Genomic DNA, 10,276 nt, shown 5'->3' on the forward strand with positions numbered 1-10,276 from the left:
TCCGCTCTCGTGGCGGGGTTCTGGACGCCGCCCGTCCTCCGGATTAATCTTTCGCAGATAATCCGGGATCGGGAGAATGTGGATGAGCAGCCGCATCAGGTCTTTTCATGGCGCGCCGATGCGTTGGGGCTTCATCCTGCTGGAGAGCCTGCTCGTTCTTCTGACCCTGGCCGCATTGACCGATAATCTGCTCGATGCGGATTGGGGCCTGAGCTGGTCGATGTTCTTCGCGGGCATGATCGGCAGCACCTGGGCACTGGTGATCTACCAGCTGGTCGCGGCGCTGCTTTCCGAAAACGACCACCGGCCCTGATCCCGCCTTCGCCTTCGGCGACGAGGGTGCTAGGGCGTAAACATGGACTTTGACGACCAATTGCGCCGCTACTTCGGCACCGACGATCTTTCGACCATCGCGCCTTCCGCCCTGGAAGCCGGCATCGACCGCATGCGCGTGGATCTGGGCATGGAAAAGGACCGCAACCGCCGCTTCGCGCTGTGGTCGCTGCTCTATCTGTTCAACGCCTCACCCGACCTCGATGTCGCCTTCGACAACGAAGAGGATCGCAACGCCGCGCGAGACTTCATGGACATGATGGCCAAGGCGCAGGACGGCGCCTGATAGGCAATCTGCCGATCAGGGCCGTTCGAAATAGCTCGCCAGCTCGACATGGGTGGACCAGCGGAACTGGCCGACCGGCCGTAGTTCCACCAGTCTGAACCCTGCCTCCACCAGCCGCGCCGCATCGCGCGACCAGCTGGAAGGATTGCACGAGATGTAGACCACACGGTTCACCGAGGACGTGGCGATGCATTCCACCTGATCGCGCGCGCCGGCCCGCGGCGGATCGAGCACCACGGCCTCGAACTTGCTCAGCTCGTCCGCCTGCAACGGATTGCGGAAAAGGTCGCGATGGGCGCTGAACACCGGAAGCTGGGCGCGATCCGCGCCCGCCTTGCAGGCCAGATGCACATCGCGCGCCGCTTCGGCGGCCAGCACGCGGGTCTGCGGCCCGGCCAGGGCCAGCGCGAAAGTGCCGAGCCCGGAGAACAGGTCCGCCACCGTCGCCGCGCCTTGCAGCCAGCCGCGCGTCGCCTCGACCAGCGCCTGTTCGCCATCCGCCGTCGCCTGGAGGAAGGTTCCGGGCGGGAACGGCACGGAGACGCCGCCCAGGCTCACGGTTACCGGCACCGGCTCCCACACGGTTTCGAAGCCGTAGCCGCCGTCCATGGTGAGACGCGCCAGCTTATGCTCGCGCGCGAAGTCCAGCATGGCTTCGGTTGCCGCCAGCCCTTCGGCCGTGAGTCCCTTGACCCCCAAGTCGACGCCCTGATCGGTGAGCGTCATCTCGATATCGGCGGCCATGCGGGTCTGCTGGTGCTTGCTCGGCTTTCCGGGACGACCGCCCTTCTTTGCCGGCGCCGCCTTGCCCATGGTGATCAGCAGCTTGCGCAGCGGGCCCAGCACCGCGAAGAGTTCCGGCACCATGACCGGGCATTCCTCAAGCTCCACCAGTCGGTGCGATTTCGCCTCGCGGAAACCGATGACGACGCGCCCGCCCGAACTTTCGGCCCGCAGCGACACGCGGCGGCGGGCGCCAGGAGGCGAAAGGTAGGGCGCCGTGATCGTCTCCGCCCCCAGTTCCTGCGATGCCGAGGCATTGGCGACCCGCGCCCCCACGAACTCGGCAAGCGTCTCCTCGTCGAGCTGCTGCAACTGGCAGCCGCCGCAGCGGCCAAAATGGGTGCAGGCGCTCTGGATATGGTGCGGGCCCCATTCGAGGGTGCCGTCCTCATGCAGGAGGTCGCCGGGGGCCGAGCCCCAGGCGAAACGTCCGCTCGCGGTTACACCATCGCCCTTGGAGGCGATTCTCAGGATTTCTTCAGTTTCGGTAGTCACAGGCAGGCCGCTAGCGCAGCCGGAACCATTTGTCCAAGCTGACCGGCGGTAAAGGCGGGCGGGCAGAGCCTTGCGGCCTCTCCGTGGAGCCAGACGCCCTCGCCCGCAGCGGCGAAGCCTTCCGATCCGGCGGCCAGCCGACTGGCGATGCAGCCGGCCAAAACGTCGCCGGTTCCGGCCGTGGAGAGCCAGGACGTGGCGCGCGGGCCGAACGCCAGGCGTCCGTCCGGCGCCGCGATCACGGTGTCCGGCCCCTTGGCGACGACGATCATGCCTGTCGCCTGCGCCAGGGCACGCGCGCGCTGTGGTTTGCTGCCGCTGCCGTCGAGATCGAAAGCGCGTTCCAATGCGAGCATCTCGCCGTCGTGCGGCGTCGCCACCGTGGCGGCCTGTCGCTCCGCCAGATGACGCGGACCGAGCAGCACCAGGGCGTCGGCATCGACCACTGCGGGCACGGGATCGGCCAAGGCGATCGCCAGCCGTTCTCGCGCCGCGGCGTCGCGCCCAAGGCCGGGGCCGACCAGGACCGCCGTATTGCGATCGTCGGTGAGCACATCGACCAGTTCGCCCTGGTCCACCACCAGATCGGCGGGGACGTTGCGCTTGCTCTCCGCGAACAGCTTCACATAGCCCGCGCCCGCCCCTTGCGCCGCCATCCCGGCCAGCACCGCCCCGCCGGGCATGGCACCGCCGACCACCGCGAGCAGCCCGCGTCGATACTTGTGCGCGTCAGCGGGCGGAGCGGCAATGCGGGGCTTTGACAGCGCTTCGGCCGCGTTTGCAACCGCATCCACGCCGATCGGCACCAGCCGCAGCGTACCCATGACCGGCGCGGCCGGCATCAGGAAGTGCGCCCACTTCCATGCCCCCAGCGCCAATGTGAGATCGTATTGGGGCAGCACCTCGTTCAGGACCATGCCGGTGTCGGACTGAACACCGCTCGGCAGGTCCACGGCGACCCGATGATGGTGCGACCGGGCAAGCCGGGTCAGCAGCGCGAAATCCTCGGCGGAGAGTGGCCGCGTCAGGCCGCTGCCATAGAGGCAGTCCACGAAGACGTCGCCATCCGCCGCCTCGGCCGGACCCAGCGCGGGCCCCTGATACACTGTGCCCTGATAAAGCGCGCGAGCGTTGCGGGCGGCATCGGTGCCCGGCTCGCTCGCCGCCACGACGGCCACCTGGCCGCCACGTTCGCGGATGGCCTCTGCGATCACGTATCCGTCCCCGCCGTTGTTGCCGGGGCCGCAGAGCACCGTTACCTTTCGCCCTGCACAGGTACGCCATATCCAATCCGCCGCCCCGCGCCCGGCGATCTCCATCAGCGCTTCGACCGAAGACCCGGCCCGGATCAGCGCCGCTTCCGCCTCGCGCATCTGCGCGGCGGTGAGAACCTGGCTAGTGTGGCGATTTCGACTCTGGAGCATCGGGCTTCCTCGTGGCCGGGAACAAGTAGCGGTCCGCGCCGACGCTGACGTCGATCCGGTCACCGTCCAGCCTTGTTACAGCCACTTGGGCGCCATCGGCAACCGCAAGGCCGCTGCCGTCCGTCATCACCACGAAGCGCCGGAACGATCCATCGGGGTGACGGACGACCAGAACCAGCCGATCCTGCTCCTCGACACGCTCGACCGCGCAGACCGGCTTGAGTTCGGCAGCCCCGGCGACTGCGCAGGCGATGTGCTCGTCGCCTTCCGCCTGCTCGGGTGGCGGCTGATCCGAGGAGCAGGCTGCCAGAGAGAGGACGAGCGCGAGGACGGTGCAGGGTTTCATGGCCATATGCCTTGCTAAAGGCGAGACGGACCATGCGCCAACACGCTGTTCGACGCAGACCGAAATGGGACACCTGAAAAATGGGTTACCGGAAATTGGATGCCCGAAGCTTGGATATCCGAAGAATGGATGCCGTCGTCCCGGACTTGATCCGGGACCGCTGGCCGAGCCACGCCTTGCTCGCGGGGAAGCGCCTAAAGAACTGACAGCGGTCCCGGATCAAGTCCGGGACGACGCGTTCTTACCTTCGTTTCTTACGTCCGCTTCTCACTTCCGCTTGAGCTGGGTCACGTCGCGCACCGCGCCACGGGCGGCGCTGGTCGTCATCGCCGCATAGGCCTGAAGCGCGGCCGAGACCTTGCGCGGACGCGCGTGTACCGGCGACCAGGCATCGGCTCCGCGCGCCTCCTGCTGTGCACGGCGATGGGCGAGCACTTCGTCGGAAACCATCAGGTTGATGGTGCGGCCGGGGATGTCGATCTCGATCGTGTCGCCGTTCTCGACCAGACCGATCGCGCCGCCTTCGGCCGCTTCCGGAGAGGCATGGCCGATCGAGAGGCCCGAGGTGCCGCCCGAGAAACGACCATCGGTGAGCAATGCGCAGGCCTTTCCGAGGCCCTTCGACTTGAGGTAGCTGGTCGGGTAGAGCATTTCCTGCATGCCCGGCCCGCCGCGAGGCCCTTCATAGCGGATGACGACAACGTCACCCGCGCCGACCTGCCCGCCGAGAATCCCGGCAACGGCAGCGTCCTGCGATTCGTAGACGCGCGCGGTGCCGGTGAACTTGAGGATGGAATCGTCCACGCCCGCCGTCTTCACGATGCAGCCGTCCTGCGCGATATTGCCGTAGAGCACGGCGAGGCCGCCGTCCTGGCTGAACGCATGCTCCTTGCTGCGGATCACGCCGTTTTCACGGTCGAGGTCGAGTTCCTCCCAGCGGCGGCTCTGGCTGAACGCGGTCTGCGTCGGCACGCCGCCCGGCGCGGCCTTGAAGAATTCCTGCACCGAAGGCGCGTTGGTGCGCGAAATGTCCCAATGGTTCAGCGCGTCGCCCAGAGTGCGCGCGTGAACGGTCGGCAAGTCGGTATGCAGCAGGCCCGCACGGTCGAGCTGGCCGAGGATCGCCATGATGCCGCCGGCGCGGTGAACGTCTTCCATGTGGACGTCGTTCTTCGCGGGCGCGACCTTGGACAGGCACGGCACCTTGCGGCTGAGGCGATCGATGTCCTCCATCGTGAAGTCCACCCCCGCCTCGACGGCGGCGGCCAGCAGGTGGAGCACGGTGTTGGTCGAACCGCCCATGGCGATGTCCAGGCTCATGGCGTTTTCGAACGCGCCGAAGCTGGCGATGGAGCGCGGCAGGACGCTTTCGTCCTCCTGCTCGTAATAGCGGCGGCACAGGTCCACGACGAGGCGGCCGGCTTCCAGGAACAGGCGCTGACGGTCGGAGTGCGTCGCCAGGGTGGAACCGTTGCCCGGCAGCGAAAGGCCCAGGGCCTCGGTGAGGCAGTTCATCGAATTGGCGGTGAACATGCCCGAGCACGAGCCGCAAGTCGGGCAGGCTGAGCGTTCGATCGCCTGGACTTCCTCGTCGGTGTAGCTTTCGTCGGCGGCGGCGACCATGGCATCGACCAGGTCGAGCGCCTGCTCCTTGCCGCGCAGCACGACCTTGCCCGCTTCCATCGGACCGCCCGAGACGAAGACGACGGGAATGTTGATGCGCATGGCCGCCATCAGCATGCCCGGCGTGATCTTGTCGCAATTGGAGATGCAGACCATGGCATCCGCGCAGTGGGCGTTGACCATGTATTCCACGCTGTCCGCGATGAGGTCGCGGCTGGGCAGCGAATAGAGCATGCCGTCATGGCCCATGGCGATGCCGTCATCCACCGCGATGGTGTTGAATTCCTTGGCAACGCCGCCGGCCGCCTCGATCTCGCGGGCAACCATCTGGCCCAGGTCCTTGAGGTGGACGTGGCCGGGCACGAACTGCGTGAACGAGTTCACCACCGCGATGATAGGCTTGCCGAAGTCCCCGTCCTTCATCCCCGTCGCGCGCCAGAGGCCACGCGCGCCCGCCATGTTGCGGCCGTGGGTGGAAGTGCGTGAACGATAGGCGGGCATTGTGCGAACTCCGGGATTTGTCAGGGGTACGGCGCCGGGCCAGCGCCGTGATAGTCATCTATATGGGGGGCCCCTACGCCATGTGCATGGCTTTTGCGAGGCATAAAATTTCCAGAAATGCGCTTTCCGCTTTTCGGATCGTGCGAGATCAGACAGCCGGGGCAGAGCCATAACGGTTGTCCTGTCGCTTCCCGGATCGCGCAAGCAGAAGCACCAGGGTGCCCAGCGCAGCCAGGTAGCACAAGTTGTTGAGGAACAGCAGGCCGAACAGCCGCGTGTCGAACACGGGATCGGCGAACAGGACCGGCATCCAGGCAAATCCGAAGAGCAGGAACGGCAGCGGCAGCAACCCCCAGGCGCCGGACCGTCCGGTATCGTGAAGCCGGCGGACGACGGCAGCCGCGATCAACACGATCAGCAGCGCCATGATGCCTTCCACGGCCATGAGGAAGGGCGCGATGTCGGGCATCAGTTCGGGATGATAGCCGTCGATCGCGATTTCATAGTGCCCGGGGCCGGACGTGATCGTGGCCTGCTCGGGATGCTCCAGGGCGAACTTGCGCATCTTCGCCATCGATGCGAGCACCATCGGCGTCACGGTCGCGAAGCCGCCGATCATGGCGATGCCCATGACAATCGCCGCCCAGGGCCAGAACATCGCGCGCGTCTCGCGTCCGGAAAATTTCGCCAGCCGCACAAGGTGATAGCCGATCATGTTGCCCCCCGATCCATCGCCGGGAGACTATCGCCGTCATCGGAAATCGACAAGCCGGGAGGAAATCGACAAGCCGGGAGGAAATCAACCCAGCCGCGCAACCACTTCTACGCAGAGGCGGCCAAGGCGCTCGGCCCAGAGAGCCTGTCCTGCCGCATCCGCGATCTGGTCCTGCCGGATCTCTATGCTGAGATAGGCCCGCCCATGCCGTTCCGCGTGACGGTTCATCGAGGCATTGAGAATTCGCCCGGAATAGGGCTCCTGATCACCCACGGTCAGCCCTTCCGCTTGCAGCAGCGGTATGGCGATGCGCGCGGCGCGATCGTCCTCGTTATAGAGAATGCCGATTTCCCAAGGGCGCGGCTTGTCGCATGTCGCCAGCCCCGGCGTGAAGCTGTGGAGCGAGACGATCAGCGCAGGCGCCGCTTCTTCCAGCAAATCCTCGAGCGCGGCATGGTAGGGATCGAAATATTCCGCCACGCGCGCCGCACGGCCGTCATCGCCGATATCGTTGCCCGGAATCGCATAGCCGTCCGATACCGCGGGAAACATGCCGGGCATGCCGATGTCGCGATTGAGATCGCAGACGAGACGGCTGATCCCCGCGAGCCACGCCGCAGTGCCCGGCCCGGTCATCCGTTCCGCCACTTCCGCCACGCCGATGTCGATGGCGATATGCTGGTTCATCAATTCGGCCGGAATGCCGAGATCGATGCCTTCCGGCACATGGTTCGAGGCATGATCCGCAATAACGAGAACACCGCCCTTCACCGGCGCGCCCAGCAGCCGGTAGAGTTCGGTCTTCTTTGCGGAAGGGGTCATCGCAGGGATCGTCAACGCAGTTTTCCGGATAGTTGCCACCAGTCGGGGTGCTCCGCCGCCATGCTTGCCGCGCCCCGGCTTAAGGCTTCCTGACTCTCGTAAAGGGCGAAGCAGGTAGCCCCGGACCCTGACATGCGGGCAAGGAACGGCCCCGTCGCCTTCAGGGCCGCCAGCACATCGGCGATCACAGGGCAAATGGCGATGGCAGGTGCTTCCAGGTCGTTGCGACCCGCAAGCGCGATTTCACGCAAGGTGCCGGTCGGCATGGGGCCGCGATCGCGCTGGTCCCAGGCCTTGAACACCGGCCCGGTCGGTACCGGGGCACGGGGATTGACCAGCAATACCGGGCAACCCTTCAGGTCGTTGTCGGCCACTTCGGCAAGATCGGTGCCTGTGCCGGTGCCGATGCAGGGACGTGAGAGCACGCAGGCGGGTACATCGGCGCCCAGCTTCGCCGCACGCTCATGCCAGTCGTCCGGCAGGCCGTGCGCGCGCTCCACCATGCGGAACACCGCGCCTGCATCGGCCGAGCCGCCGCCAAGACCGGCAGCCACCGGCAGGCGCTTTTCGAGATCGACCGCCCAGCCGGGCCCGTGGGGAAGCGCCGTCAGCGCCTTGGCGACGATATTGCCGAAAGGATCGTCTATCTTCGCTGCGAACTCGCCGTGCGTGGTCAGGCGGTCAGCCTCGGCGGGAGCGGCCACCAGTTCGTCCCCGGCATCGACGAAGGCGAACAGGGTTTCCAGCTCGTGATAGCCGTCCTCGCGACGCCTGCGGACGTGGAGCGCGAGGTTGATTTTGGCATAGGCGGTTTCGGTCAGCATCGCCGCATCCATGGCGCGGCGCGGGCAGAGAGGCAAGGCGATAGCGGCTGCAACGTCGGATCGGGCTTGCGACGTTGGATAGCAACGTCGTCCCGGACTTGATCCGGGACCGCTGGCCGGGCCGCGCCTTGCTCGCGAGGAAGCGCCTCAAGGACTGCCAGCGGTCCCGGATCAAGTCCGGGACGACGCCAGCTTTAACCGTTCACATGTTCGGATAGTTCGGTCCGCCGCCGCCCTCGGGCGTCACCCATTCGATGTTCTGCGTGGGATCCTTGATGTCGCAGGTCTTGCAGTGGACGCAGTTCTGCGCGTTGATCTGAAGCTTCATGCCCGAACCGTCCGGATCGACGAACTCGTAGACACCCGCCGGGCAGTAGCGCGCTTCGGGTCCGGCATAGAGCGGCAGGTTGATCGCGGTCGGAACCGCAGGATCCTTGAGCTTCAGATGGACGGGCTGGTCTTCCTCGTGGTTGGTGAACGAGTAGGACACGCTGGTCAGGCGGTCGAAGCTGATCACGCCATCGGGCTTGGGATAGGCGATCGGCTGGTAGAGATCGGCGCGCTGGAGCGTCGAGGCATCGGTGTGATGCTTCATCGGCTTGGCAAGGCCGAAGCCGAACAGCGTGCGCAGCCACATGTCGGCGCCCGCCAGAACCGTGCCCAGCTCGCCGCCCCACTTGGCGACCATCGGCTCGGCGTTCTGGACCAGCTTCAGTTCCTTTGCGATCCAGCTTTCGCGCACGGCGGTATCGTATTCGCCCAGCGTGTCCTGCTCGCGTCCGGCCTTGATCGCCGAAGCGATCGCCTCGGCCGCCAGCATGCCGCTCTTCATCGCGGTGTGCGTGCCCTTGATGCGCGGCACGTTGACGAAGCCGGCCGAGCAGCCCGCCAGCACGCCGCCGGGGAAGGCCAGCATCGGCACCGACTGCCAGCCACCCTCGTTGATCGCCCGCGCGCCGTAGGCCACGCGCTTGCCGCCTTCCAGGATCGCGCGGATTTCCGGGTGCTGTTTCCAGCGCTGGAATTCCTCGAACGGGTAGACGTAGGGATTCTTGTAATCGAGCGCGGTCACGAAGCCGAGCGCCACCTGGTTGTTCGCCTGGTGATAGAGGAAGCCGCCGCCCCAGCCGTCGGTCTCGCTCATCGGCCAGCCCTGGGTGTGGATCACCCGGCCGGGGACGTGCTTGTCGGCCGGAATGTCCCAGAGTTCCTTGATGCCGATGCCATATATCTGCGGCTGGCAATCCGCCTCAAGATTATACTGTGCCTTGAGCCGCTTGGTCAGGTGGCCGCGCGCGCCCTCGCAGAACACGGTATACTTGCCCAGCAGGTTCATGCCCGGCTGGAAATCGCCCTTGGGATTGCCCTCGCGATCGATGCCCATGTCGCCGGTCTGCACGCCGATGACGGCACCGGCATCATCATAGAGGATCTCTGCGGCGGGGAAGCCGGGGAAAATCTCGATCTCCAGCGCCTCGGCCTGTTCGGACAGCCAGCGGCAGAGGTTGCCCAGCGAGCCGGTGTAATTGCCCTTGTTCGACATGAAAGGCGGCTGGATGATGTGCGGAAGGGAGAACTTGCCCTTCTTCGTGAGGTGCCAGTGCCAGTTGTCGGTCACCGGCGTCTCGGCCAGCGGACAGCCGTCCTCGCGCCAGGTGGGCAGCAGTTCGTCGAGCGCCTTGGGATCGATCGTGGCACCCGAAAGGATATGCGCGCCTATCTCGGAGCCCTTCTCCAGCACGCAGACGGAAAGCTCCGGATCGACCTGTTTCAGCCGGATCGCCGTCGCCAGACCCGCAGGCCCGCCGCCCACGATGACGACGTCGTAAGGCATCTCTTCGCGTTCAATCATTGCGTCCACTGAGCAGGCCCCTAATTTAGTCGCTCGATTAATTTCCTCGAATTGCCTTGATTGGTGGAAGGCAAGAGGTCAAGACCCAGCCGATGGATCAGGTTCCAAATCGGCAAATTCTGGACGATATCACAGGTGCGCTGGACTGGTGGCGCGAAGCCGGGGTCGATTTCGACTTCCTGGACGCGCCGCGCCAATGGATCGTGCCTGCCGACGAGCAGGACGAAAACGGCGAGCGACTGCCGCCGCGCCGCCGCCCCCCGGTGCAGGAA

At 65.9% G+C, this 10,276-nt stretch carries 10 protein-coding genes and 1 pseudogene; 3 read left to right on the forward strand and 8 right to left on the reverse strand.

What is annotated here, in order from left to right:
* The first annotated feature begins 82 nt into the window (after positions 1-82).
* Positions 83-313 (forward strand): hypothetical protein, encoded by a 231-nt coding sequence (locus ACI3K3_RS21700; protein ID WP_404917512.1) that lies wholly within the window; start codon positions 83-85, stop codon positions 311-313.
* Positions 314-355: 42 nt separating this feature from the next.
* A complete protein-coding gene (locus tag ACI3K3_RS21705) occupies positions 356-619 on the forward strand; it encodes a hypothetical protein (protein WP_404917514.1) in 264 nt (87 codons plus the stop codon).
* 15 nt (positions 620-634) lie between these two features.
* On the opposite strand, the gene ACI3K3_RS21710 is transcribed toward ACI3K3_RS21705, so the two are convergent.
* The 8 genes from ACI3K3_RS21710 to ACI3K3_RS21745 form a co-directional block, all read right to left on the reverse strand.
* Positions 635-1,897, reverse strand: a complete 1,263-nt coding sequence (locus tag ACI3K3_RS21710) for a class I SAM-dependent RNA methyltransferase (RefSeq protein WP_404917516.1) — start codon at positions 1,895-1,897, stop codon at positions 635-637.
* Positions 1,894-3,321 (reverse strand): NAD(P)H-hydrate epimerase, encoded by a 1,428-nt coding sequence (locus ACI3K3_RS21715; protein WP_404917518.1) that lies wholly within the window; start codon positions 3,319-3,321, stop codon positions 1,894-1,896. Before ACI3K3_RS21715 ends, ACI3K3_RS21710 begins: the two co-directional genes overlap by 4 nt.
* A complete protein-coding gene (locus ACI3K3_RS21720) occupies positions 3,293-3,667 on the reverse strand; it encodes a hypothetical protein (protein WP_404917520.1) in 375 nt (124 codons plus the stop codon). The genes ACI3K3_RS21715 and ACI3K3_RS21720 overlap by 29 nt, the downstream gene beginning before the upstream one ends.
* A 267-nt stretch (positions 3,668-3,934) precedes the next feature.
* Positions 3,935-5,791, reverse strand: a complete 1,857-nt coding sequence (ilvD, locus tag ACI3K3_RS21725; protein WP_404917522.1) for a dihydroxy-acid dehydratase — start codon at positions 5,789-5,791, stop codon at positions 3,935-3,937.
* A gap of 148 nt (positions 5,792-5,939) precedes the next feature.
* A complete protein-coding gene (locus ACI3K3_RS21730) occupies positions 5,940-6,506 on the reverse strand; it encodes a DUF805 domain-containing protein (protein ID WP_404917524.1) in 567 nt (188 codons plus the stop codon).
* A gap of 84 nt (positions 6,507-6,590) precedes the next feature.
* A complete protein-coding gene (locus tag ACI3K3_RS21735; RefSeq protein WP_404917526.1) occupies positions 6,591-7,328 on the reverse strand; it encodes an N-formylglutamate amidohydrolase in 738 nt (245 codons plus the stop codon).
* Between the two features lie 11 nt (positions 7,329-7,339).
* Positions 7,340-8,152 carry a 4-(cytidine 5'-diphospho)-2-C-methyl-D-erythritol kinase gene (locus ACI3K3_RS21740; RefSeq protein WP_404917528.1) on the reverse strand — a complete coding sequence of 271 codons (813 nt, stop codon included), beginning with the start codon at positions 8,150-8,152 and terminating at the stop codon, positions 7,340-7,342.
* Positions 8,153-8,354: 202 nt separating this feature from the next.
* A complete protein-coding gene (locus tag ACI3K3_RS21745; RefSeq protein ID WP_404917530.1) occupies positions 8,355-10,004 on the reverse strand; it encodes an electron transfer flavoprotein-ubiquinone oxidoreductase in 1,650 nt (549 codons plus the stop codon).
* Between the two features lie 92 nt (positions 10,005-10,096).
* On the opposite strand from ACI3K3_RS21745, the pseudogene ACI3K3_RS21750 reads away from it, so the two are divergent.
* Positions 10,097-10,276: pseudogene (locus ACI3K3_RS21750) on the forward strand (hypothetical protein); the annotation flags it as partial.

This window comes from Novosphingobium sp. ZW T3_23, assembly GCF_044987305.1.
GTDB lineage: Bacteria > Pseudomonadota > Alphaproteobacteria > Sphingomonadales > Sphingomonadaceae > Novosphingobium.